Source organism: Thioalkalivibrio sp. AKL19 (assembly GCF_000420165.1).
In the GTDB taxonomy this organism is placed as follows: domain Bacteria; phylum Pseudomonadota; class Gammaproteobacteria; order Ectothiorhodospirales; family Ectothiorhodospiraceae; genus Thioalkalivibrio.
Genome location: NZ_ATUK01000012.1, coordinates 284,337 through 309,143 on the forward strand (window position 1 = coordinate 284,337; position 24,807 = coordinate 309,143).

At 66.9% G+C, this 24,807-nt stretch carries 21 protein-coding genes, 1 tRNA gene, 1 other RNA gene and 1 pseudogene; 11 read left to right on the forward strand and 13 right to left on the reverse strand.

Features of this window, described 5'->3' with window-relative positions:
• Positions 1-98: 98 nt before the first annotated feature.
• Positions 99-635 carry an inorganic diphosphatase gene (gene ppa / locus F817_RS0108040; RefSeq protein WP_024327162.1) on the reverse strand — a complete coding sequence of 179 codons (537 nt, stop codon included), beginning with the start codon at positions 633-635 and terminating at the stop codon, positions 99-101.
• A 262-nt stretch (positions 636-897) separates the two neighbouring features.
• Here ppa and F817_RS0108045 point away from each other — a divergent pair, with 262 nt between their 5' ends.
• The 9 genes and pseudogenes from F817_RS0108045 (at position 898) to F817_RS14715 (ending at position 9,975) form a co-directional block, all read left to right on the forward strand.
• Entirely contained in the window at positions 898-1,539 is a 642-nt protein-coding gene (locus F817_RS0108045; protein WP_024327163.1) for an adenylate kinase, read from the forward strand.
• Between the two features lie 7 nt (positions 1,540-1,546).
• Positions 1,547-3,799 (forward strand): LPS-assembly protein LptD, encoded by a 2,253-nt coding sequence (locus tag F817_RS0108050; protein WP_024327164.1) that lies wholly within the window; start codon positions 1,547-1,549, stop codon positions 3,797-3,799.
• Positions 3,783-5,222 (forward strand): peptidylprolyl isomerase, encoded by a 1,440-nt coding sequence (locus tag F817_RS0108055; protein ID WP_024327165.1) that lies wholly within the window; start codon positions 3,783-3,785, stop codon positions 5,220-5,222. Before F817_RS0108050 ends, F817_RS0108055 begins: the two co-directional genes overlap by 17 nt.
• A complete protein-coding gene (gene pdxA / locus F817_RS0108060; protein ID WP_024327166.1) occupies positions 5,188-6,246 on the forward strand; it encodes a 4-hydroxythreonine-4-phosphate dehydrogenase PdxA in 1,059 nt (352 codons plus the stop codon). Before F817_RS0108055 ends, pdxA begins: the two co-directional genes overlap by 35 nt.
• Positions 6,243-7,046, forward strand: a complete 804-nt coding sequence (rsmA, locus tag F817_RS0108065) for a 16S rRNA (adenine(1518)-N(6)/adenine(1519)-N(6))-dimethyltransferase RsmA (RefSeq protein WP_024327167.1) — start codon at positions 6,243-6,245, stop codon at positions 7,044-7,046. Before pdxA ends, rsmA begins: the two co-directional genes overlap by 4 nt.
• 34 nt (positions 7,047-7,080) lie before the next feature.
• The gene (locus F817_RS0108070) at positions 7,081-8,058 is read left to right on the forward strand and encodes a glucokinase (protein WP_024327168.1); all 978 of its coding nucleotides are present in this window, start codon (positions 7,081-7,083) and stop codon (positions 8,056-8,058) included.
• 57 nt (positions 8,059-8,115) lie between these two features.
• Entirely contained in the window at positions 8,116-8,514 is a 399-nt protein-coding gene (gene apaG, locus F817_RS0108075; RefSeq protein WP_024327169.1) for a Co2+/Mg2+ efflux protein ApaG, read from the forward strand.
• A 14-nt stretch (positions 8,515-8,528) separates the two neighbouring features.
• Positions 8,529-9,362, forward strand: a complete 834-nt coding sequence (locus F817_RS0108080) for a symmetrical bis(5'-nucleosyl)-tetraphosphatase (RefSeq protein WP_024327170.1) — start codon at positions 8,529-8,531, stop codon at positions 9,360-9,362.
• A 406-nt stretch (positions 9,363-9,768) separates the two neighbouring features.
• Positions 9,769-9,975 (forward strand): annotated as a pseudogene (locus tag F817_RS14715) (hypothetical protein).
• Positions 9,976-10,199: 224 nt separating this feature from the next.
• Here the strand turns inward: F817_RS14715 and ilvA are convergent.
• Positions 10,200-11,714 (reverse strand): threonine ammonia-lyase, biosynthetic, encoded by a 1,515-nt coding sequence (gene ilvA / locus F817_RS0108085; protein ID WP_024327171.1) that lies wholly within the window; start codon positions 11,712-11,714, stop codon positions 10,200-10,202.
• Between the two features lie 102 nt (positions 11,715-11,816).
• On the opposite strand from ilvA, the gene rpiA reads away from it, so the two are divergent.
• Both rpiA and F817_RS0108095 read left to right on the forward strand, forming a co-directional pair.
• Positions 11,817-12,479 (forward strand): ribose-5-phosphate isomerase RpiA, encoded by a 663-nt coding sequence (gene rpiA / locus F817_RS0108090; protein ID WP_024327172.1) that lies wholly within the window; start codon positions 11,817-11,819, stop codon positions 12,477-12,479.
• 21 nt (positions 12,480-12,500) lie between these two features.
• Positions 12,501-12,710 carry a DUF2905 domain-containing protein gene (locus tag F817_RS0108095; protein ID WP_024327173.1) on the forward strand — a complete coding sequence of 70 codons (210 nt, stop codon included), beginning with the start codon at positions 12,501-12,503 and terminating at the stop codon, positions 12,708-12,710.
• Between the two features lie 75 nt (positions 12,711-12,785).
• Here the strand turns inward: F817_RS0108095 and F817_RS0108100 are convergent, their stop codons facing one another.
• The 11 genes from F817_RS0108100 to F817_RS0108145 all read right to left on the reverse strand — a co-directional run bounded on the left by F817_RS0108100 (position 12,786) and on the right by F817_RS0108145 (position 24,569).
• The gene (locus F817_RS0108100; protein ID WP_024327174.1) at positions 12,786-13,619 is read right to left on the reverse strand and encodes a rhodanese-like domain-containing protein; all 834 of its coding nucleotides are present in this window, start codon (positions 13,617-13,619) and stop codon (positions 12,786-12,788) included.
• 213 nt (positions 13,620-13,832) lie between these two features.
• Positions 13,833-17,675, reverse strand: a complete 3,843-nt coding sequence (locus F817_RS0108105) for a DUF3683 domain-containing protein (protein WP_024327175.1) — start codon at positions 17,673-17,675, stop codon at positions 13,833-13,835.
• Positions 17,676-17,780: 105 nt separating this feature from the next.
• Positions 17,781-17,930: a DUF3096 domain-containing protein gene (locus F817_RS14175; RefSeq protein WP_017940368.1), complete on the reverse strand. Its 150-nt coding sequence runs from the start codon at positions 17,928-17,930 to the stop codon at positions 17,781-17,783.
• Positions 17,931-18,024: 94 nt separating this feature from the next.
• The gene (locus F817_RS0108115; protein ID WP_024327176.1) at positions 18,025-18,942 is read right to left on the reverse strand and encodes an MBL fold metallo-hydrolase; all 918 of its coding nucleotides are present in this window, start codon (positions 18,940-18,942) and stop codon (positions 18,025-18,027) included.
• A gap of 520 nt (positions 18,943-19,462) precedes the next feature.
• Positions 19,463-19,598: non-coding RNA, RtT sRNA (locus F817_RS14180), on the reverse strand.
• A gap of 36 nt (positions 19,599-19,634) precedes the next feature.
• A tRNA-Gln gene (locus F817_RS0108120) sits at positions 19,635-19,708 on the reverse strand.
• A gap of 40 nt (positions 19,709-19,748) precedes the next feature.
• Entirely contained in the window at positions 19,749-20,141 is a 393-nt protein-coding gene (gene rpsI / locus F817_RS0108125) for a 30S ribosomal protein S9 (protein WP_024327177.1), read from the reverse strand.
• A 31-nt stretch (positions 20,142-20,172) separates the two neighbouring features.
• Entirely contained in the window at positions 20,173-20,601 is a 429-nt protein-coding gene (rplM, locus tag F817_RS0108130; RefSeq protein ID WP_017940583.1) for a 50S ribosomal protein L13, read from the reverse strand.
• A gap of 228 nt (positions 20,602-20,829) precedes the next feature.
• Positions 20,830-21,351, reverse strand: a complete 522-nt coding sequence (locus F817_RS0108135; protein WP_024327178.1) for a DUF4168 domain-containing protein — start codon at positions 21,349-21,351, stop codon at positions 20,830-20,832.
• 306 nt (positions 21,352-21,657) lie between these two features.
• Positions 21,658-23,097, reverse strand: a complete 1,440-nt coding sequence (locus F817_RS0108140; protein WP_051132336.1) for a sigma-54 dependent transcriptional regulator — start codon at positions 23,095-23,097, stop codon at positions 21,658-21,660.
• Entirely contained in the window at positions 23,094-24,569 is a 1,476-nt protein-coding gene (locus F817_RS0108145; RefSeq protein ID WP_024327180.1) for an ATP-binding protein, read from the reverse strand. Before F817_RS0108145 ends, F817_RS0108140 begins: the two co-directional genes overlap by 4 nt.
• Positions 24,570-24,807: the final 238 nt, after the last annotated feature.

The window sequence follows — 24,807 nt, forward strand, 5'->3', positions numbered from 1 at the left end:
CGCCACGACCCGGCCGGTCGCCCGCCCACACGAAAACCGAACCGTCCCACAGGGACGGCCCGGCCCTTGCCGACCGCTGCATGCAGCGGGTCGCGGCGTCAGATCTTGCTTTTCTGGTAACGCTTGTAGCTGGCAACAATCTCCGCCTTGGCTTCCTCGGCGCCAACCCAGCCTTCCACCTTGACCCACTTGCCCTTCTCCAGCTCCTTGTAGCGCTCGAAGAAGTGCTTGATCGAGTCGAGCAATTCCTGCGGCACGTCTTCCGGGCCCTGGAATCTCGCGGACTGCGTGCACAGCTTGTCGACCGGTACCGCAAGGATCTTCGCGTCCACGCCAGCCTCGTCGGTCATCTTCAGCATGCCAATCGGGCGCGAGCGCACGACCGAGCCCGGCAGAAGCGGCACCGGGGTGATCACCAGCACGTCCACCGGGTCATCGTCTTCCGACTCCGTGTTCGGGATGAATCCGTAGTTGCACGGGTAGAACATCGAGACCGCCATGAAGCGATCGACCACCAGGGCCCCGCTGTCCTTGTCCATCTCGTATTTGACGGGCTGGCCCTGGGTGGGGATCTCGATCACCACGTTGATGTCGTTGGGGAGATCCTTGCCGGCTTCGATCTGGTTAAGGTCCATGCTTGAGTAGTTTCCGATTGCTTTGAAGAGCGGGGGATTATACAGGGGAGAGCACCCGCAATGGCACCCGTCATCCCACAGCCCCGAGAACACGAATCAAACCCGGCGGTTGCGGCGCATCGGCCTCAGGCGGTATAAGACCGCGCTCGGGGAACGGTTTGCGTTTGTCTGCTGCAACCCGTTCACCAAAGCCATTCACCGCGCCGCTCGATACCCGGCTTGTGCTGCGGTTCGGCGACGCACCGGGCAGCAGGAGTCAGTCATGCGTATCGTCCTGATGGGCGCACCGGGGTCCGGCAAGGGCACCCAGGCCAAGAAGATGGTGGCCACCTTCGGCATTCCCCAGATCTCCACCGGCGACCTGCTGCGCGCCGCGGTCGCCGCCCAGACCGAACTCGGGAAGAAAGTCGAGAACGCAATGGAATCCGGCAATCTGGTACCGGACGACCTGGTCCTCGGCCTGATCCGCGACCGCCTGCAGGAACCCGATGCGCAGAAGGGCTTCATCCTCGATGGCTTCCCGCGCAATGTCGCCCAGGCCGAGGCCCTAGACACCATGCTGGCCGACATCGAGTCGCCGCTGGACCGCGCGATCCAGATCGACGTCCCGTTCGAGGAGCTCAAGCAGCGTCTCACCGGCCGCGTTTCCTGCGGGGACTGCGGCGCGGTCTTCAACACGCATACGTTCCCGCCACAGAAAGAGGGCGTGTGCGACCTGTGTGGCGGCGAACTGATCCACCGCGCGGACGACAACGAAGAAACCGTGGTCAACCGTCTGAAAGTCTACGAGGAACAGACCCAGCCGCTGATCGAATACTACGATCGCCACGGTCTGCTCAGGCACATCAACGGCACCCGCGACATCGAGCTGATCTTCGACGAGATCCGCCAGCTGCTGTCCTGAACCCCGGATGAGCCACCGGCCCGCAAGCCCCGTGCCGCGCCGTCGCCCGATCGCGCGGCAGGCCGCGGTGGGCCTTGGCCTGGTGACGGCCAGCCTGGCCCCAGTGACCGTGCCCGCTGACGACCGCCCGTCGGGATGCGAGTTCGCCCCGGGGGTTGAATGGCCCGAGCTGCGCACCCTCGAGGACGGCCTGACCGAAATTGACGCGGATTACGTCCGTCGGGAAGGCGAACGCGTCTCGGCCTCGGGCGATGTCCAGCTGTTCGAGGCGGGCCAGCGGGTGGATGCCGAATTCCTGGAATACGACCGCGCCTCCGGCACCGCCCGCACCGAGGGCGACACCCGGCTGTTCGACGGCGACCTGCTGCTGCACACCGAGGGCGGCGAGTACCGCCTGGACGCGGAGACCGGCGAATTCCGCAGGATCGACTTCCTGGTGCAGTCCATCCCGGCCCGGGGCAGCGCCGCGCTGGGCGTCCAGCAGGCCCCGCACCTCCACGACTTCGAGGATGCGGAATACACCACCTGCCCGGTCGGCAACGACTCCTGGTGGCTGCGCACCCGCGACCTGGAGCTGAATCGCGAGACCGGCGTCGGCGTGGCCCGCAACGCGACCATCCGCTTCAAGGGCGTACCCATCGCCTACACCCCGTATATCAACTTTCCGCTGGACGACCGCCGCAAGAGCGGCTTCCTGCTACCCAGTGCGGGCACCGGCGGGCGCACCGGGTTCGATCTCGCGACGCCCTGGTACTGGAATATCGCGCCCAACTACGATGCCACCTTCACCCCGCGCATCATGGCCGACCGCGGCGTGATGCTCGGCGCCGAATTCCGCTATCTGCAACCCCGGCACAATGGCGTGCTCGACGTGCGCTACCTGCCGGATGACCGCGAGACCGGGGAGGACCGGCACTTCGCCCAGTGGCGCCACCAGACCCGGATCACCTCCAACCTGAACCTGCGCCTCGACGTCGCGGATGTCTCCGATCGGGAATACTTCTTCGATTTCGGCAACTCCGACCGCTACGCCGGTTCCACGCCCTATCTGCGGCGCTCCGCCGACCTGACCTGGAACCAGCCGGCCTATCGCCTGCGCACGCGTATCGAGGACTACCAGATCGTCGACCCCGAGCTGAGTGCCGCCGGCGAGCCCTACCAGCGCCTGCCGCAGATCACGCTGGAAGCCGGGGAATACCTGGGCCACGGCCTCTCCTGGGACCTCGACACCGAACTGGTGCGCTTCGAGCGCAGTGAAGATCAGTCCGGGCGCCCGCTGGGCACTCGGCTCGACCTGAACCCCGAGGTGCGCTGGCGCCATGACACCGGCGGCTTCTTCTTCGAGCCTGCCGTGGGCATCCGTCACACCCGCTACGAACTGGACCGCCGCGGCCAGGACAACCGTCCCGAATCGATCAACCGCACTGTGCCTCGTGCCTCCATCGACACCGGGCTGATCTTCGAGCGCCCGATGGCCAACGGCCGGCGCCTGCAGACCCTGGAACCGCGCATCTTCTACGGCTACGTGCCCTACCGGGACCAGGACGCCATCCCGATCTTCGATACCGGCGAGGCCGACTTCAGCTTCGACAACCTGTTCAGCCTGGACCGCTTTGTCGGCGCCGACCGGGTGGGCGACACCCACCAGGTCACCACCGCCCTGACCACACGCATCTTCGACCAGCAGACCGGCCGCGAACGCCTGAGCCTGTCCGCCGGTCAGATCCACTATCTCGAAGACCGCGAGGTCCGCCGGCGCCCGGGAGAGGACCCACTATCCGAGTCACGCTCCGATCTCGCGCTGGAAGGCCGGGTCCGCATCGGCGATGCCTGGGACGGCCGCGGATCCATCCTGTACAACCAGGATGCCGGCGAGACCACTCTGGCGGCGGTCTCGGTCGGCTACAGCCCGCGCGAACGCGCCCGGATCAACGTCGGCTACCGCCAGCGCGAGGCCGGCGCCCGCTCCATCGACCAGACCGATGTCTCCGTGATGTGGCCGGTCACCGAGCGCATCGACGCCATCGGGCGCTGGAACTACAGCCTGCAAGAGGAACGCGATCTCGAACTTCTGGCCGGGCTTCAGTATCGTAGTTGCTGCTATGGTATCCGTGTGGTTGCGCGCCGCGCGTACTCCTTCGATGAGACCTACGACAACTCGATCTACTTCCAACTCACGCTGGACGGCCTGGCACGGTTCGATTCCGGCGTGGATTCGCTATTGCGCGAGGGTATTGCCGGATATGACGCACGTCCCTGAACAACGCCGCCGCGGCGGGGTCCGCGCCCTGCTGCTGCTGGCCGCCCTGGTCTACGGCCTCGGCCTGCCGGCGATGGCCCAGACGACCGGGCCCGCGGCCGGCGACCTCTCGCAGGGCGCGGTCGAGGCCCCGGTCACCCCCGGAGCTGCCCGCGACAGCGGCGCCCCGGCCGCCCCCATCACCCCCGAGGGCGACCGTTTCACCGACCGCATCCTGGCCGTAGTGGGCGACGATGTGATCACCCAGCGCGAGCTGGTGGAACGCATGAACCTGGTCGCTCAGCAGATGGTCGAGCGCGGCAACCGCCCCCCGGACCAGGACACCCTGGCACGCCAGGTGATGGAGCGCCTGATCGTCGAGCGCGTGCAGCTGCAGGAGGCCGAGCGCGTCGGCGTCAACATCGACGAGATGACCCTGAACCGCGCGATGGAGAATATCGCCCGCGAAAACCGCATGACGCTGCCGCAACTGCGCCGGGCGCTGATGCAGGACGGGGTGGACTTCAACGCCTTTCGCGAACAGATCCGCCACGAACTGACCGTCAACCAGCTGCAGCGCCGCCAGGTCGATCAGCGCATCCGCGTCTCCGACCAGGAGATCGCCGACCTGATCACCTCCGAGAGCGGTGCCATTGACCGCGGGGTGCGCTATCGCATCGCGCAGATCATGGTCGCCCTGCCGCAAGGAGCCGACGCCCGGCAGATCGCCGAGGCACGCGAGAAGGCCGAATCGCTGCGCGAGCGTGTGCGCGAGGGCGAGGACTTCGCCACCGTCGCGGTCAGTGAATCCGAAGGGCCACATGCCCTGGAGGGCGGCGATCTCGGCTGGCGCTCGGCGGGCGAGATCCCCACCGTGTTCGCGCGCGAAGCCGTGCTGATGCGTACCGGCGAGGTCAGTGACGTCCTGCGCTCGCCCAGCGGCTTCCACATCATGAAGCTGCTGGACCGCGAGGGCGGTGACCAGACCCGCGTGCAGCAGACCCGCGTGCGCCACATCCTGATCAGTCCGGACCAGGTCCGCAGCGACGAGGACGCCCGCCGCCAGGCCCAGTCCCTGTACAACCGCATCCGCGAGGGCGCGAGCTTCGAGGACCTGGCACGCGCCAACTCGGATGACCCCGGATCGGCCGCCCAGGGCGGCACCCTCGGCTGGGTCAGCCCGGGCGAACTGGTGCCCGGCTTCGAGGAGGCCATGGACGCCCTGGAACCGGGCGTGGTGAGCGAACCGGTGGAGAGCCAGTTCGGCTGGCACATCATCGAGGTCCTGGAGCGCCGCGAGGTCGACACCTCGCGCGAGCAGATCCGGGCCCGTGCCCGCGAGATCCTGCAAAACCGCAAGCGCGAGGAAGAACTCGAGTTGTGGCTGCGCCGCCTGCGGGACGAGGCCTATGTCGAATACCGGGTCGACGGCTTCGGCTCCTGATCCGCGCGGGGCCCCTCCGGTCCCGCGCCTGGCCCTGACCGCCGGCGACCCGGCCGGGATCGGGCCGGACCTGCTGATTGCCATGGCCCGGCAGCGCGGCCAGGCTCAGCGTGTCGCGATCGCCGATCCCGGCGTCCTGGAGGCCCGTGCCCGCCAGCTCGGCGAGCCCCTGCGCCTGGTGCACTTCGATCCGGAACGCCCACGCGAGGTCACCCCGGCCCACACCCTCGAGATCCTGCCCGTGCCAGTGGCCCGCCCGGTGGTCGCCGGAACCCTGGACCCGGCCAACGCCGAACACGTGCTGGCCCTGCTCGCCACGGCCGCCGACGGCTGCCTGGACGGACGCTTCGAGGCGATCGTCACCGGGCCGGTCCACAAGGGCGTAATCAATCGTGCCGGGATTACCTTCAGCGGGCACACCGAGTGGCTGGCCGAACGCGCCGGGGCCCCGATGCCAGTGATGATGCTGGCGACCGAGACCCTCCGGGTCGCGCTGGTGACCACCCACCTGCCGCTGCGCGCGGTCCCCGATGCCATCACCGCCGAACGCCTGGAGACCGTAACCCGCGTCCTGCACCACGACCTGCGGCGCGACTTCGGCATCGAGGAACCCGTGATCGCGGTCTGCGGCCTGAACCCGCACGCCGGCGAGGATGGCGTGCTCGGACGCGAGGAAATCGAGATCATCACCCCTACCCTGGACCGCCTGCGGGATACCGGCATGCAACTGCGCGGCCCCCTCCCGGCCGACACTGCGTTCACCCCGCGCGCCCTGGAGGGCGTCGATGCCGTGCTCGCCATGTATCACGACCAGGGGCTCCCGGTCCTCAAGCACTCCGGTTTCGGCGGCGCCATCAACGTCACCCTGGGCCTGCCCTTCATCCGCACATCGGTGGACCACGGCACCGCGCTGGACCTGGCCGGCACCGGGCGCGCCGAGGTCGGCAGCTTCCAGGCCGCCGAACGCCTGGCCGAAACCCTCGCGGCCCGCGCCGCCGCCCGCCGGAGCACCACCAGGGCATGACCCGCATCAAGACCTCGTCGCCGATCCGCAAGCGCTTCGGCCAGAACTTCCTCCACGACGCCAGCATCCTCGGTCGCATCGTCGCGGCCATCGACCCGCAACCGGGCGACGCCGTGCTGGAAATTGGCCCCGGCCGGGGCGCCCTGACCGCTGCCCTGCTGGAACGCCTCGACCACCTCGTCGCCGTGGAGATCGACCGCGACCTCGCAGCCGGCCTGCGTGCGGGTTTCCCGCCCGAACGCCTGGAACTGCACGTGGGGGACGCCCTGGACATGCATCTGACCGAGCTCGGCACGCTGCCCGAACGGGGCTGGCGCGTGGTCGGCAACCTGCCCTACAACATCTCCACCCCGCTGATGTTCCACCTGCTGGAGCAGGTCGGCGCGATCCGCGACATGCACTTCCTGCTGCAACGCGAGGTGGTGGAACGCATGACCGCCGCCCCCGGCAGCAAGCGCTACGGACGCCTGACCGTGATGCTGGCTGCCCGCGCCTCGGCGACCGCCCTGTTCACCGTACCCCCCGGGGCCTTCCACCCCCCGCCCAAGGTCTACTCCAGCGTGGTGCGCATCACGCCCCTGGCCGAGCCACGGGTCGCGCCCGCGCTGTACCCGACCTTCGCCCGGGTGGTGAACCAGGCGTTCTCCAGCCGCCGCAAGACGCTACGCCGCGGACTCTCCGGCCTGGCGGCGATCGCCGATCTCGAGGCCGCCGGCCTGGATCCGGGAGAACGCCCCGAGAACATCGACATCGGCGGGTTCGAGGCCCTGGCCCGACGCCTCCACGACGCCGTCGGCTGAACAGTCGGCGCCCACGATCCGCTACCATGCACCCATGGACCTGATCGTTGCCGATGTCGGCGGGACCAACACCCGCGTTGCCCGCGCCCGCCGCGACGCGGACGGCTGGTCGTTGCACGAGATCCAGCGCTACCCCAGTCGCGAACACCCCGACCTCGCCAGCATCCTCGAATACTGGCGCCAAGAGCAGGCCACGGTGGATACCTTCGCCGCGGCCGGCCTAGCGGTCGCCGGCCCCGCGCATCACGGCCGGGCCCGCGTCACCAACCTGACCTGGCCACCACTGGACGCGGCCGCCCTGGGCGAGCGCCTGGACATGCCGGTCACCCTGCTGAACGACTTTGCCGCCATCGGCGCCAGCCTCGACGCGCTGCAACCCGGGGACACCGCGACCCTGCAGGAGGCCACCCCCGACCCGGCCGGGCTGCGCCTGGTCGCGGGGGCCGGAACCGGCCTGGGCACCTGCCTGGTGGGGCCGCCCGGTACCGCCACCATCTACCCCGGGGAGGGCGGGCATGCCCGATTTTCGCCCAGCGGGCAGGAAGAGGCCGCGCTGGGCGACTTCGTGGCCCGCGAACTGGGATACTGCACCCGCGAGCACCTGCTGAGCGGGCGCGGGATCGCCCGCATCGGACGTTTCGAACTCGACCGGCAACCCGACCCGGACCTGGAGCAGGCCCTGGCCACCCCGGACCCGGCCGCCGCCATCGGCGACCTGGCGCAGGCGGGAAACCCCGCCGCCGGGACCGTGATCGACCGCTTCGTGAGCCTCTATGCCGGTCAACTGGCCGACATGGCCCTGACCGCGCTCCCCACCGGCGGGGTCTATCTGTCCGGCGGCATCGCCCCGCGCTGGGTCGACACCTTTCGCGGGCCCCACTTTCGCAGCGCCTTTCGCAATCGCCCACCGATGACCCACCTGCTTGAGCAATTGCCCGTGGCCCTTATCATGCATCCCGAACCGGGCCTGCTCGGCGCAGCCGTCTGCGCGAGTCGGTCCGTGAAACCCTGAGCCGGGGCTGCCCCGCGCACAGGCGTTTCCCGCTCACGAACCTGGAGCCACAACCGCATGAACCAGCCCCAAGAGCACGACGCCGAAGACCACACCATCGAGATCGAGGTCTCCACTGCCTATGTGGAAGACCAGTCCGAACCCGATGACGACCGCTATGTCTTCGCCTATCACGTGGTGATCCGCAACGCGGGGGCGCTGACCGTGCAGTTGCTCAACCGCCACTGGATCATCCGCGACGGCCGTGACCAGACCCAGGAGGTCCGCGGCGAGGGCGTGGTCGGCGAGCAGCCGAGCATCGAACCCGGGGACAGCTTCGAATACACCAGTGGCACGGTGATCGAGACCCCCGTGGGCACCATGGAGGGCTCCTACGGCATGCGCGACGAACGCGGCAACACCTTCGATGCGCCGATCCCGCCGTTCACCCTCTCCGTCCCGCGCACCCTGCACTAGGCTCGGCCGACACGATGGCACTGTACGCAGTGGGTGATCTCCAGGGCTGCCGGGATCCGCTGGACCGGCTCCTCGAGGAGGTGCGGTTCGACCCGGCCGGGGATCACCTATGGCTGGTTGGGGACCTGGTCAACCGTGGGCCGGACTCGCTGGGCTGCCTGCGCCGGGTCATGGACCTGGGCGATGCCGCCACGACGGTCCTCGGCAACCACGACCTCCACCTGCTCGCCACCGCACAGGGTGTCCGCACGCCCGGCGGCAAGGACACCCTGCGCCCCGTGCTGGACGCCCCGGACGCCGCCGAGGTGCTGGACTGGCTGGCGCGGCGCCCACTGCTGCATTCCGACGCGGCCAGCGGCTGGACAATGGTGCATGCCGGATTGCCGCCGGCCTGGGACGTGGATGCCGCACACGCCGAAGCGCGACGGGTAGAGGCCGAGTTAAGCGACCCGGGACGCCGGCACGCGTTCCTGGAGGTGATGTTCGGCAACGAACCGGCGCAGTGGAACCCCGATCTCGACGGCTATGACCGCCTGCGTTATACCGTCAACGCCTTGACCCGCATGCGCTACCTCACCCAGGAAGGGGCCCTGGAGTTCACCGGCAACGGCCCACCCGAGGAGGCGCCTCCCGGCCTTACGCCCTGGTTCCGGATGCCGGGCCGCGCGGCCGCCGGGCATCCGATCGTGTTCGGCCACTGGGCGGCGCTCGGGCATCGGGTGGGGGCGGACTGGCTGGCCCTGGACAGTGGCTGCGTCTGGGGCAACTGCCTGACGCTTGCCCGCCTGGATGACTCCGACGGCGATCCGACGCGCGTCACCACCTGGCAGGCACCCTGCCCCGCCTGATCCACCCGCTACCGCACACCACCTTCCGGGCACCCGCCTTCCATCCGGCCGCCTGCCTGGTTGTGGCTGGCCATAGTTCGTCCTTCGGTGTTTACGGTGCTTCTGTCCGGCCGCCTGCCAGGCGCTCTCTCGCGAGCGCACCGCGAGGTACTTCTTTGCTCGTGCAAAGAAGTACCCAAGAAACACGCCCGACTGCCGCGACCCCGGCCCGCTGCGCGGGACGGGGTTTCCCTCGCTCCGAGGCTTTTCGCGGGCGGCGCTGAACTCGCTGCGCCTGCGGCTCCGCTCAGACATCCAGCGCCCCCGTTTCTGTTTTGAATCGTCCCGCGAAAAGCCTCTCCACTCGGCGCGACGACAACGGGGAGGTAGGTCCAAACAAGGGCTATCCCAGCGTTCTTGCCAATGGATGATGGCTAGGTCTTCGGACATCTCGGGCACGCTCGGCCTTTGGCCGTTGCGTGCCGCGCCCGCGTAGCGGGCGCCGGGGGCTTTCGGGCGGCAATGCCTCTGGTTAGGCGGAAGCGTAGGGATACGGTCGGTTTTGACCTTCCCCTCCCGTATGGAGCCCCTTGCGGAAGGGTTCTCGGGCCGGGAGAAGGCGCTGGATGTCTGAGCGAAGCGCAGCGTAGCGAGTTCAGCGCCGCCGGCCCGAGGGCCCTGGAGCAAGGTTCCCGGGCGAAATCCGGGTGCCCTTCTTTGGGTACTTTCTTGGGCAAGCAAGAAAGTACCTCGCGGCGCGCTGGCGAGTCAGCGCTCGGCAGGTGGCCGGAGGAAAGCACCGTAAACACCAGATGCCGAACCAGGGCCGGCCTCTCCCGGGAGGCGGGCGAGACGCGGTCAGCGAAGGAAGAGGGAGTAGGCCGGGTTGCTGGTCTCCTCGTGCCACGGATACCCAACCTCCTTCAGGAACTCGCGGAACCGGGCCCGATCCTCGGCCGGGATCTGCATGCCGACCAGAACGCGCCCGTAGGCCGCCCCGTGATTGCGGTAATGGAACAGGCTGATGTTCCAGGTCTGCCCCATGTGGGTCAGGAAGTTCAGCAGCGCCCCGGGACGCTCCGGAAACTCGAAGCGGTAGATCCGCTCGTTGCGGACCTCGCCTCCGTGACCGCCGACCATGTGCCGCAGGTGCAGCTTGGCGACCTCGTTCTCGGTCATGTCGAGGACCTCGTAGCCGGCGTCCTCCAGCGCCTCCAGGATCTCCTGGCGCTCGACATCGCCACCCTCGAGCTTGATCCCCGCAAACACATGCGCGCGCTCGTCGTCCGCATAGCGATAGTTGAACTCGGTGATGCCGCGCTTTCCGATGGCCTCACAGAACTGGCGAAAGCTCCCCGGGCGCTCGGGGATGGTCACGGCGAACAGGGCCTCTCGATGCTCGCCGATCTCGGCACGCTCGGCCACGTGGCGCAAGCGATCGAAGTTGATATTGGCCCCGCTGAGTACCGCCGCCAGGTTCGCGCCCTGCAGGCCCTCACGCTGGATGTACTGCTTCATGCCGGCGACCGCGAGGGCCCCGGCCGGCTCGGCCACCACGCGGGTATCGTCGAAGACATCCTTGATCGCCGCGCAGATGGAATCGGTATCCACCAGCAGGACCTCGTCGACCAGCTCGCGGCACAGGCGGAAGGTCTCCTTGCCGACCTGACGCACGGCCGCGCCGTCCGCGAAGATACCGACCTGCTTGAGGTTGACCCGGCGGTTCTGCTGCAACGCCTTGTACATCGAAGGCGCATCATCCGGCTCCACGCCGATGACCTTGATCTCCGGACGCAGGCGCTTGATGTAGGCCGCCATGCCGGCCGCCAGGCCACCACCCCCGATGCACACGAACACTGCGTCCAGTTCGCCCGGGTGCTGGCGCAGCAATTCCATCGCCACCGTGCCCTGCCCGGCGATCACGTCGGGGTCGTCGAACGGGTGGATGAACGTGTAGCCATGCTTCTGTTCCAGCTCGCGGGCGTGCGCGGCGGCCTCGTCGAAGGAGTCCCCGTGGAGCACGGCCTTACCGCCAAACCGGCGGACCGCGGCGATCTTGATCGACGGTGTGGTCACCGGCATCACGATCACCGCCTTGATGCCCAGATGGTTGGCCCCCAGCGCGACCCCCTGGGCATGGTTGCCGGCGGACGCCGCCACCACGCCCTTGGCACGCTGCTCCGGGGTCAGCTGGGCGATCTTGTTGTAGGCGCCGCGCAGCTTGAAGGAGAACACCGGCTGCAGGTCCTCGCGCTTGAGCCACAACGTGGATCCCAGACGCTGCGACAGGGTCGGCATCGGGTCCAGTGGCGTCTCGCGCGCCACGTCGTAGACGCGCGCCGTCAGGATCTTCTCTAGATAGGGGATTTTCATGGCGAAACCATAGCATGCGCGGGACTCACGGTTCCGCTTGTCCCGGGGGCGGAGCAGTGGGTATCCTCAATGGGTTATGGACCGTACATGCGAGAGACGTTGATGAATCAGGACGAAATGAAAAAGGCGGTCGCCGAGGCGGCGCTGGAACGGATCGAGAGCGGCTGGATCGTGGGCGTGGGCACCGGCTCCACCGCCAACTACTTCATCGACGCCCTGGCCGGCATCAAGGGCAAGATCGACGGTGCCGTAGCCTCCAGCGAGGCCAGCGCCGAGCGCCTGCGCGGGCATGGCATCGAGGTGCTGGACCTGAACTCCGCCGGCCCGCTGCCGATCTACGTCGACGGGGCCGACGAGGCCACCCGGCACCTGCACCTGACCAAGGGAGGCGGCGGCGCGCTGACCCGCGAGAAGATCGTCGCGGCAGCCTCGAAGACCTTCGTCTGCGTGGTCGACGAGACCAAGGTTGTGGACTACCTCGGTGCCTTCCCCCTGCCGGTCGAGGTCATCCCGATGGCGCGCAGCCATGTCGCACGCGCGCTCTCGAAGCTGGGCGGCAATCCCGAGCTGCGCGAGGGCTTCAAAACCGACAACGGCAACCTGATCCTCGATGTGCACAACCTGCGCATCATGAACCCGGTGGAGCTCGAATCCGAGCTGGACCATATCGCCGGCGTCGTGACCAACGGCCTGTTCGCCCGGCGTCCCGCCGATGTCATGCTGGTCGGCTCCGCCGCGGGCGTCGAGGAGATGGTCGCCCGGTAACCACGGGCCGGATCGTTCGCCATGACCGGGACCGGCAAGTGGCTGATCATCATCGGCGGGCTGATCATGGTGATCGGCCTGCTGTGGCCCTGGCTGGGCAAGATCCCCTGGGGACGACTGCCGGGGGACATCGTGATCGAGGGCGAGAACAGCCGCTTCTATTTCCCGGTCACCACGATGATCATCGTCAGCGTGGTGATCTCGATCCTGCTGGCGCTTTTCAGGCGCTGATGATACCGCTGCAACCAAAAGGGCCGGGATCGCGAGATCCCGGCCCTTTTTCTGGACGAGACGGAACGCCCCGGCTCAGGGGCTCATGACCTCGTCATAGAACCGCTGCAGGCCGCCTTCCAGGAAGCGGAAATCCTCGATCCCGCGTTCCTCCAGATGGTACTGCAGCCAGCGGACCTGCTGACCGTTCTGGTCGAAAATCAGCAGCGGGCTGCCGTCGCGGCGGGCCTGATCGACGATGCGATTGAGGCGGTCGATGTTCTGCAACGGAGCGGAGACCTCGCGTCCGGCGAACAGCGAGATCTCGTCACGCTGTTCGTTGCCACGGATGTCCACCACGACCGCGTCATCGTCGTCGCGGACACGACGGGCAAAGGAGTCGGCGTCGAGCAGGCGCGCCTCGAAGGCCTCCTCGGCAATGAGCTGGGACTCGGGATCCTCGATCGGCTCGCCGCGCAGAATGGCCAGACCCGGGTAGCGTTCCGCCCAGTCCTTGACCCCGGCGTCATACGCCTGGGTCGGGCCCAGCCCGGCCGAGTTCGCCCGCGCTGCCGCGCGATAGGACATATAGCTCTCGCGCCCGTTGCAGTAGAACACCAGCGGGCCACCGTGCTGTTCCTCCAGCGCCCGGACCTGATCCTCGAAATCCGTTGCACCCAGCGGGACGTGATGGGCCCCCTCGATGTGGAGGATGTCGTACTCCAGACGCGGACGAACATCGATCAACGTGGAACGCGAGAGCTGGCCACGCAGATCGAACAGGTCCACGGCATCCACACCAAACCGCTCGTACAGACTGCGACCGGGGAACTCGACAAAGGCCTGGGCACTGGCCGCGATGGGGGCACCCGCCAGCCCGACACAAAGGGCCATGGCGGCGAGGCGAGGACTCAAAGAGCGAAAGGTCATGCGAACTCCCTTGCATGTACGGGGTGGACGTGCCGCACGCACTGCCGCGGCCTTGACGGGCGTTTGGGACGATACCGATTCCGATCCCCCCTTTGCGCCCGCTAGGGCGACGCGGGGCGGTAATCCTTTATTCCGCCGCTCGCGTCCGCTGCCCCGATTGTAGCCAACCCGGGCGCGCCGTGTGGAGACCCGCCCCGGGAGCCGCCCACGCCGCTACAGCAGGACCTTCTCGATCCCGCCCTCGCGGGCGCGCTCGATGAAGTTCTTCTGCCAGCCATCGCCCATCAGGCGGTTGGCCATCTCCACCACGATGTAATCGGTGTCGAGGCCCGTGTCCTCGCGATACCGCGACAGGCCCTGCTGGCAGGCCGGGCAGGAGGTCAGCATCTTCACGTTGCCGTCCTTCGCCTTCTCCTCGCCGGTCAGTTCCTTGATGCCCTTGTGCAGCTCTTCCTGCTTGCGGAAGCGCACCTGGGTGGCGATATCCGGGCGACTGATCGCGAAGGTCCCGGCTTCCCCACAGCAGCGGTTGGACTGCAAGACCTCCTGACCCAGCAACTTGGCCGCGACGTCGGTCGGCTTGTGCGACTTCATCGGCGAGTGGCAGGGATCGTGGTACATGTACTGCACCCCCTTCAGTCCCTCCAGGTGCACGCCCTTCTCCATCAGGTACTCGTGGATATCCAGCAGGCGGCAGCCCGGGAAGATCCGCTCGAACTCGTATTTCAGGAGCTGATCCATGCAGGTGCCGCAGGACACCACGACCGTCTTGATGTCGAGGTAGTTGAGCGTGGTCGCGAGGCGGTGGAACAGCACCCGGTTCTCGGTGCTGATCTGCTGGCCCTTCTCGAAATCGCCACCGGCATTCTGCGGATACCCGCAGCACAGGTAGCCCGGCGGCAGCACGGTCTGCGCGCCCACGTCGTAGAGCATGGCGAGCGTGGCCAGCCCCACCTGGCTGAACAGGCGCTCGGAACCGCAACCCGGGAAGTAGAACACCGCATCCGAATCCAGATCGGTCTTCACCGGGTCGCGCAGGATCGGCACGTAGCGCGAATCCTCCAGCCCCAGCATCTGGCGGGTGGTCTGGCTCGGCAGCCCGGCGGGCATCGGCTTTTTCACGAAGTGCACGACCTGCTCGTGCATCGGCGCCTTGCCGGTGGTCGAGCGCGGGGTCTTGCCCTCGCCGGTCAGGCCGAGTTTCTTGAACGACCAGTGGCCCAGACGCTGGGCGGCGTAGCCCATCTGGATCGCACCCTTGCGGATGCCCTTGATGGTGGCCGGGTCCTTCGCGTTGAGGAAGGCCATGGACATCATCGTCGCCGGCGTCGCCTTGCGCTTGCCCTTCTTGCTGAGGATCGAGCGCATGTGCATGGTCACGTCGCCAAAGTCGATGTCGACCGGACACGGATTCAGACACTTGTGGCAGATCGTGCAGTGATCCGCGACGTCGTTCATCTCCTCGAAGTGATTCAGCGACAGCCCGCGCCGGGTCTGCTCCTCGTAGAGGAACGCCTCGACGATCAACCCGGTCGCCAGGATCTTGTTACGCGGCGAGTACAGCAGGTTCGCGCGAGGGACATGCGTGTTGCACTCCGGCTTGCACTTGCCGCAGCGCAGGCAGTCCTTGATCTCGTCGTTGAGATCGCCCAGTTCGCTCTGCTCGAGGATCAGCGCCTCCTGCTTCACCAGGCGCAGCGACGGCGTGTACGCATTGGACAGTCCGGATCCCTCCAGCAGCTTGCCCGCGTTGAACACGCCGTTCGGATCGACCTGCTTCTTGTACTCGGCGAACGACTCGATGCGTTCCGGCTCGAGGTACTGCATCTTGGTCAGGCCGATGCCGTGCTCGCCGGAGATCACCCCGTTGAGCTCGCGTGCCAGGCGCATCACGTCGTCTACCAGCCGTTCGGCCCGGTGCATCATCTGGTAGTCGTTGGAGTTGACCGGGATATTGGTGTGCACGTTGCCGTCGCCCGCATGCATGTGCAGGGCGATGAAAAGTCGGCTGGTCAGCACACGGTCATGGATCGCGGTCAGGCGCTTGCGCACCGGCTCCAGCTGGTGGCCGCCGAAGATCTCGAACAACGGCCGCTCGACCTCGGCCCGATAGGAGATGCGCAGGCTGCGACGCAGCAGCAGGTTCATCAGCTTGTCGTGATCACGGCGGTCGGCCCGGGCCGGCTCGTCCAGCAGCGCGTCGCATTCCGCGGCCTGGGTGAAGAAGTTCTCCGAGATCTTCTCCCAGCGCTTCTTCACCTCCTCCAGGACCTCCACCGCACGCTCGCGCTTGGACTCGAACCATTGCTGGCCCTCGCCGCCGGTGTCGTCCAGCAGCTCGCGCAACTCGGGGTGGTCGCCGCGCATGCACTCCAGCACCTCGTCGACCATGGTCAGCTTGTTCTTCAGTGACTCGCGCACGTTCAGGGATTCGATCCCCTCGGTGTACTCCGCCAGGCGCTCGAGCGGGATCACCACGTCCTCGTTGATCTTGAAGGCGTTGGTGTGGTGGGCAATCGCCGCGGTGCGCGCGCGATCGGCCCAGAAGCGCTTGCGCGCCTCGGGACTGACGGCAATGAAGCCCTCGCCATTACGGGCATTGGCAGCGCGCACCATCTTGGCCGCCAGCTTGCCCAGGGCATCTTCGTTGTCGGAAACGATGTCGGCGACCAGCACCATCTTCGGCAGGTCGCCGCGGGCCCCCTTCGGGGTGTACTTGACCGCGCGCACGTAGCGCTCGTCCAGGTGTTCGAGGCCCGCCAGCAGGACCTCGTCCTCGGCATCCACGGCGTCCTTGATCTCGACAATCGCCGGGACCGCCTGGTGCAAGTCGGTCCCGTAGAACTCGAGGCACACCGTGCGGATGTTGTCCGGCATCCGGTGCAGGATGAACTCGGCCGAGGTAATCAGGCCGTCGCAGCCCTCCTTCTGGATGCCCGGCACGCCCATCAGCGTCTTGTCGGTGACGTCCTTGCCCAGCCCCAGCTTGCGGAAATTCTGCCCCGGCATCTCGAGGATTTCGGGCTCGCCCTTCGGCGTCTTGCCGTCCGGCTGATAGCGGGTCACGCGGAAGCGCACGGTCGCGGCGTCGTGAATCTTGCCGAGGTTGTGATCCAGCCGCTCGATGTACAGCCACTCCGCCTCGGGCGTGACCATCGTCCAGGCGGCGAGGTTGTCCAGTGCGGTGCCCCACAGCACGGCCTTCTTGCCACCGGCGTTCATCGCCACGTTGCCGCCGATGGTCGAGGCATCCTGCGAGGTGGGGTCCACCGCAAACACGAGGCCATTGCGATCGGCCAGTTCGGAGACCCGCTTGGTGACCACGCCGGCCTCCACGCGCACCACCGGCACGTCATGGTCGACGCCCGGCAGCGGCCGACGCTTCACATCACCAAGACCCTCGAGCTTCTCGGTGTTGATGACCGCCGAACGCTTGGACAGGGGGACGGCGCTACCGGTATAGCCGGTGCCGCCGCCGCGCGGGATCACCGTGAGGCCCAGCTCGATGCACGCCGCAACCAGCGGCCCCATCTCTTGTTCGGAATCCGGGGTGAGAACCACGAACGGGAGCTCCACGCGCCAGTCGGTGGCATCCGTTACGTGGGAGACACGGGCCAGTCCGCCGAACTGGATATTGTCCCGATGCGTCAGGCCCTTCATGCGCTTGCGCACCTGATCGCGCAGCGCCACGGTGTCGGTGAACTCCTGCGCAAAGGCGGATACCGCTGCCTGCGCCCGACGGGCCAGCTTGAGCGCCTTCTCGTTGCCATCGGCCCGCGCCGTAATCTGGCCCAGGCGATGCTGCATGGCGTCGATCAGCGCCTTGCGGCGCTTCTTGTCCTCGAGCAGGTCATCCTGGATATACGGGTTACGGGTGACCACCCACATGTCCCCCAGGACCTCGAACAGCATGCGCGCGGACACGCCCGTCCGACGCTCCCCACGCAGTTCGTTGAGGAGATCCCAGGTGTCGGATCCCAGGAAACGAATGACAATTTCGCGGTCGGAGAATGAGGTGTAGTTATAGGGTATTTCTCGAACGCGTTCGGCGGTCATTGAGGCTTGGCCCCCCGATCAGAATGAGGCCAAAGAGTAACGGGTCCGCGCGACCTGCGCACGAACTCGCACTGTTGGTCCATGCTTTTGGGTGCCAAACTATCGCTAGAAATAGGCGAGCAGCCCCAGCACCCCGACCACGATCAGGTAGATGGCAACGATGTAGTTCAGCAGCCGGGGGCGGATCAGGATGAGGATCCCCGCCACCAGCGACAGAATGGCCATCAGCAGGCCCGGTTCGATATTCAGCGTCATTGGCGATCACTCCTTTCGCTCGCGGGGGACGGGGATATCTCAAGCGCCCCCCGGGGAGGCGCCCTGGCTCCCCGGGGCGCTTCCGGAAGAGCCTCTAGAAGAGCTTCTCTTCCATCTCCAGATACACCGCATTCGCATTGCTGCGATTGGTCTGCTCAAAGGCCGGCAGGTCCTCGTACTCGCTCCAGTCCATCGCGGCGTAGGCCTCGTCGAAGGTCTCCATGTTCTCCACGGCCGCGCCCATGTGCTCGCGCAGCTTGACGAGGTAGTCCCGGGTGAACTTCACCGCGCGGCCGGCCTGATCGGTGGCCTCGCCATGCCCCGGCACGAGGAACTTCAAGTCCATCTCCATCAGCTCCTCCAGGCGGTTGACCCAGTTCTCGGAGTCCAGCGCGTCATCACCGAGGAACGGGATACGGCCATCGAAGACGATATCCCCGGCAAACACCACCCCCGTCTCCTCGACCACCATGATGATGTCATCCGGCGAGTGCGCCGGGCCGGCATGGACACAGCGGAAGGTCTTGCCACCCAGGCGGATGGTGTACTCGTCGTCGAAGAATTCGTCCGGCGGAATGATCTGGGTGTCCTCGTCCACCCACGGACTCAGCACGCCGCGGCGCTGCTCCAGCCGCGCCACCGCACCGGCACCGCCGAGATAGTCTCGCGCCCGCGCCTGGCCGATGATCTTGGCATCGGTGTGGTCGGCGAACGCCTGAAGCCCGTAGATGTGGTCCGCGTGGTAATGCCCGGCGATCACGTATTTGATCGGCTGATCGGTCACCTCGCGAATACGGCGGATCATCTCGAACCCGAGCGGCGGGGTACCAAGGGCGTCATAGACAACCACGCCCTCGTCGGTCACCACGAATCCCGCATTGGAGGTATGCCCCTCGTTGTCGGGGTCCGGGATTCCGGAGATCCCGACCATGTACCAGGTGTCCGCGCCCTCGACCTCGTGGGCGGTGGTATCGACGGTCACGGGCTCGTAGGGGTTATCGGGTACCGACATGGTGACTCCTCTCCTTTTGGTTTCTTCTGCATTCAGGCGTATTCGACCCGTTCAATCCGGTCTCTGCGAAATTGGACGGGAAAAGGGCGCGAGAATTCCCTGCATTCCCCGATCCCGGCCAAGGGATTGTAGCGGAGGCGGGGCGGGATTGAGCGAGGGCCTGATGCCGGGACCGGGTCCATCACGAACGGGGGAAGGAAGCGGGTCGAAAGCCGCCTCCTCCGGTAATCGATGAGGCTGGGGGAAACATCGCCATCCACGGGCCACAACGGACTGGCCCGGGAATTGTGCCCCAGGTGGGTGCCCGCTCATGCGAGATGCGGGTGCATCGCGGGGCGCGCACGGCTTGGGGGACCAGGATGATTCGGCAGCTGCGCCGCCTCACCCCTTCGGGGCTGCACGCGCGCCGCGCGTGCAGTGCTCCGCTGCGCTCCGCCGAACCTTCCAGGTTCGAACCCTGGGCCCGCTCAAATATCCATAGAAAAGGGCCCCCTATATATAGGGGGCCCTTTTCTATGGATGGCTGGGGGACCAGGATTACTCGGCGCTATGCGCCTCGCCCTTCGGGCCAGCGCCGCAAACGGCGCTGTTCGGCTCGGCTACGCCTCACCGTCGAACCTTGCAGGTTCTCATCCTGAGATCTTCCAACGATTCATGAAAAAAGGCCCCACAAGGGGGCCTTCCTCCATAAATGGCTGGGGGACCAGGATTCGAACCTGGGTTGACGGAGTCAGAGTCCGTAGTCCTACCGCTAGACGATCCCCCAGTAAACCGGGTCGGGTGCAGCCCGAAACTCGGCGCGTATTTTAACGCTTCGAGTACTGGGTTGCACGACGGGCCTTGCGCAGGCCGATCTTCTTGCGCTCCACCTCGCGAGCATCACGGGTCAGGTGACCCCCGCGACGCAGCGGCGAGCGCAGCTCTTCGTTGTACTGCACCAGGGCACGGGCGATACCCAGACGGATCGCGCCGGCCTGGCCGTTGCCGCCACCGCCTTCGACGGTTGCGATCACGTCGAAGTTGTCGGTCGACTCGGTCGCCTCCAGCGGCTGGCGCACGACCATGCGCGAGGTCTGGCGGCCGAAGAAGTCGTCCAGCGGCTTCTCGTTAACCGTGATGTTGCCCGTACCGGGGCGCAGGAAGACACGCGCCGAGGCGGTCTTGCGGCGGCCGGTGCCGTAATACTGATTGGTAGCCATTCGGATCGATTCCCTTGCTGATTCTGGCGGCTCAGACTTCGAGCGGCTGCGGCTGCTGGGCCGTGTGCCGGTGTTCGGTACCGGCGTAGACCTTGAGCTTCTTGAACATGGCCCGGCCAAGCGGGTTGCGCGGCAGCATGCCCTTCACGGCAAGCTCCAGCACCTTCTCCGGATGACGCTCGATCATCTGGGTGAAGTTGGCTTCCTTGATGCCACCCGGGTAACCGGTGTGGTGGAAGTACTTCTTGTCCATGGCCTTGTTGCCGGAGACGCGAATCTTTTCCGCGTTGATCACGACGATGTAGTCGCCGGTATCGACATGCGGCGTGTACACGGGCTTGTGCTTCCCGCGCAGGCGGCGTGCGATCTCGGTGGCGAGTCGGCCGAGGGTCTTGCCGTCGGCGTCGACGAGAAACCAGTCGCGTTCGACTTCGGCCGGCTTGGCGCTGATGGTACTCATGATGTTCGATGCTCCGAGGTCGGGGCGATTCAGAAAGCGCGCAAGAATAACGCTTCCCTTCACCCGATTCAAGCAAAAGGGACAATTCGCGAGACAGGCCGCACCCACTCGGGCGACGTGGTGGGCCGGCGCCTGCGCGAGCATCCCTGCATACAATAAAGGGGCCGCCCCGGAGAGCGGCCCCCTGCACCCCGGGCGCCAGGGCCCGGGGAGGCTCGCGTTACCCGCTTACAGCTGGGCTTCGGCGCGCTCCTGCACTTCCTGCATCAGCTCCGGGTCGTTCTGCAGGGCCATGGCGACTTCGTTGTACTCCTCGACGCTCATGCCCGCATCTTCGACGGCGTTGACCATTTCATCCTGCGCTTCCTGCTGCATGGACTGCGCCTCGGTCTCGTCCTCGGCATTCTGCAGGCGATCGGCGAAGTCCTCGCGCACTTCCTGCACCGCGACGAACGCGGTCACGAAGGTGTCGATGTCCTCTTCGCTCAGGTCAACCTCGGGGGCTTCCTGCATCGGGGCCCCGCCCTGGGCCGCGCCGCCCTGGGCACCACCCTGCGGCGGCTGACCACCCTGGGCACCGCCACCGGCGCCGGCACCGCCTTCCTGGGCCGGCGGCTGGCCACCCTGGGCACCGCCCATGTCGCCACCGCCAGCGCCGCCTTCGGCACCGCCGTACTGGGCGGAGGCCGCGCCACCCACGGCGAACAGCGAAGTCAGGGCCATTGCGAGCATCGTCTTGCGCATATTCATCATCTTGCTCCTTTGTATCCTTTGGATCGTTCGGATCTTGGAGTGAGGCGGCCGGCGACCCGGGGGTCCGTGGCGATTCGCCCACTCCGCGCAACCGTGTGTGGAGGAATGGATACGGCATCGCGTTTCCGCTTCCTCGATTGCTGCCCAGAGGAGGAGCATACGCCGTGCCAGAACACGGAAGGCCAGACAAAGATCTTCCATAACAGACAGTTAAGGATGATCGACGCGCCTCCGGCACGCGCGCAGGGTAGCGGGAAAGAGGGTCAAAATGACACATGAGTCAGACCGACCCGGGTCAGGATGTCACGAGGGATCGGATTCCCCGAGCTTGCGATACAGCGTCTTGCGGCCGATGCCGAGGATCCGCGCGGCGCGCTGCTTGTTGCCGTTGACATGTTCCAGGACCCGCTGAATGTAGTCGCGTTCGCGCTCCTCGAGGGTGGGCCACTGCCAATCGTCGCCGATCCCCGGGACCGGTGCGCCTGCCTCCGGCCCGTCACCACCCGCCGCGCCGGGACTCGCGCCCCCACCCTCGAACACGCGCTCCGGCAGATCGCGGGTCTCGATCACCTCGCCCGCGGCCAGGGTGGCGGCGCGCTCCATCAGGCTCGCCAGCTCGCGCACGTTTCCGGGGAAGGAATAGCGCACCAGTGCACGCAGGGCCTCCGGGCTCAGGCGCCGCTCGGGCAGTCCGCGCGCGAGCGCCTGCTGCTGCAGGAACTGCAGGGCGAGCTGCTCGATGTCGTCGCCGCGCAAGCGCAACGGCGGGATCTCGATGCGAAAGGTCTCCAGGCGGTAGTAGAGATCTTCGCGGAAACGACCCTCGGCGATATGCGCCTGCAGGTCCTGGTGAGTGGCGGCGACGATCCGCACGTCCGTCTCGATCTCCTCGTTGGCCCCCACCGGGCGCACACGCCCGTCCTGCAACAGGCGCAACAGCTTGCTCTGCATGGCCACCGGCATCTCGGCAATCTCGTCCAGGAACAGGGTTCCGCCATCGGCCTCCGTGAACAGGCCGCGCCGTGGGCCCTTGGCGCCGCTGAAGGCGCCCGCGACGTGCCCCAGCAGTTCCGACTCCAGCAGGGCCTCGGGGATGCCGGCACAATTGATCGCCACAAAGGGTCCGGCGGCGCGATCACTTTCCGCGTGCAGGGCTCGCGCCACCAGCTCCTTGCCGGTCCCGGACTCGCCGGTGATCAGAACACTGCCGTCGGCGGCCGCGATCCGCCGGATCAGGTCGAACAGCTGCAGCATGGCCGGACTGCGTCCCTGCATGCCGTGGAAACCATCGGACTGCGCCAGCACCTCGCGATACCGGCGCACCTCGTCCTTCAGGCGCCTTGCCTCGGTCACCCGGTCCGCGGCCAGGCGCAGATGATCGAGATCCACCGGCTTGGTCAGGAAATCATCGGCCCCGGCCTTCAGCGCGGCCACCGCCTGGTCGATAGTTCCGAACCCCGTGAGCATGATGAACCCGGGTGCCGGCACCCGGGCGCGGGCATCGTGCAGCACCTGGAAGCCATCGGCGCCGGGCAGGCGCAGGTCGCTCACCACCAGGCTGAACGCCTCCTGCGCGAGCGCCTGCGCGGCGTCCTCGGCGCTGCCGACCGCCGTGACGGCGTATCCCGCCTCGGTCAGTTCCTCGTTCAGCAACTCGCGATGCCCGCGATCGTCCTCCACGACGAGGACCGCCTCGCGCGACACGGCGGGGGCATGCTCGGGCGCATTCAAGGGTTCGCTCATGGGCTCGGCTCCTGCGGGTCATCCGTGGTGAGCGGAAGGGACACGACAAAACGGGTCTCGCCGGGCACCCTACGATCCAGCATCACCGTACCGCCGTGATCCTCCAGTGCCACCTGGACAACGGCCAGCCCCAGTCCGGTTCCCTCGCCGGTGGGCTTGGTCGTAAAGAACGGCTCGAACAGGCGCGCGGCCTGCTCGTCGCCGATCCCGCGCCCGGCAGAGGGGCCGTCGTCGGCCACCACCACCACGGCCCGGTCCTCTTCCATCTGCCAGCGGACCCGGACCTCCCCTGCCGCCGCCTGCGCCGCGTTTTCCAGGAGATTCTCCAGCGCCTGGCCCAGACGCAGCCGGTCGGCTGCCACAACCAGAGGCCCGCCCTCGACATGGAACCGCACCGCGCGCGCCGCATGGCGATCCCGCACCCGCTCGACCAGATCACCGACCAGCTGCGCGAGGTCCAGCGGGCGTTCCTGCAGCGGATTGCGACGGGCAAAGTCCAACAACTGCCGCACGATGGTCTCCACCCGCTCGAGCTCGGCCTGCAGTGCCTCCATCTCCTTGCGGGCGGGGTCGGCCTCCGGCAGGTGCCGGACAGCGCGCTGTACCCGCCCGGCAATGATCCCGAGCGGCGTTCCCAGTTCATGCGCCACGCCCGCCGCCAGCTGGCCGATCGCCGCCAGCTTCTCCGAGTGCCTCAGCTTCTCTTCCAGGCGCACCTGCTCGCGCCGCTGCGCCTCCAGTTCCGCCTCCGAGGCCTCGCGGCGCTCCATCATCTGATTCATCGACACCGCCAACCCGCGCAACTCCGCCGGCCCGTCCTCCGGGGCGCGCAGGCCACGCTGGCCATCACCGATCGCGTGCATTGCGTCCATCAGCCGCGACACATGCCGGCCGACGGCGCGGTGGTATCCCAGCAGCACCACCATCAGAAACAGGACGCTGACCGCGAGCATCAGCAACACGCCCTGCCACTGGAGCTGGGTCACGAAGGCACGGAACGGGGTGACATCACGGGTTACCTGCAACAGCCCCACAATCCGCCCGGCCGGATCGGACAGCGGCAGAAAGAAGGAAAAGGTCTCGCGACCCTGATGCTCGCCAAAGGCACCGAGACTCCCGGTCTCGCTGATGACACGGGCCTCTCCGCGGCGCTGCAGGGTCGGGCTGGGCGGCCCGCTGGCGGCCACCATCCGGCCTTCGGCGTCGTACACGTACACCCCGAACACCTCCTCGATCTGGAACAGCGAATCCAGCGACTGCTGCACGCCGGAGACATCATCCTGCAGCATCGCACTGGATACCGGCAGCCGGATCGAGCGCGCCACCAGCTCGATATCCTCCTGCATGCGGTTCTCCATCTGGATCTGGAATTCGCGCAGACCCAATGCCACCACCGCCGCCATCAGCAACAAGAGCGGCAGCAGCACGAAAGACAACACCGCAGTGCGCAGGCTGTTCAGGCGTCGGGGCATGGCAGGTTGGCGATCCGCAGGATGTCCGGGGAGGGGACATGGTAGACACGCCGGGACGCGCGAGCGAATTGCAGGCAAAAAAAAGCGCGGGTCGAAGCCCGCGCCAAGAAAACCACCAAAGGAGGATGGAGGAGTCCACTAACCGCTGACAGGGGGGACAGCGATTAGCGTATGCAAATCTTCTAATATGACGATATTGTTGTCAACTGGTGAAAGCGCAGGGGGTCGCAAATTTCAC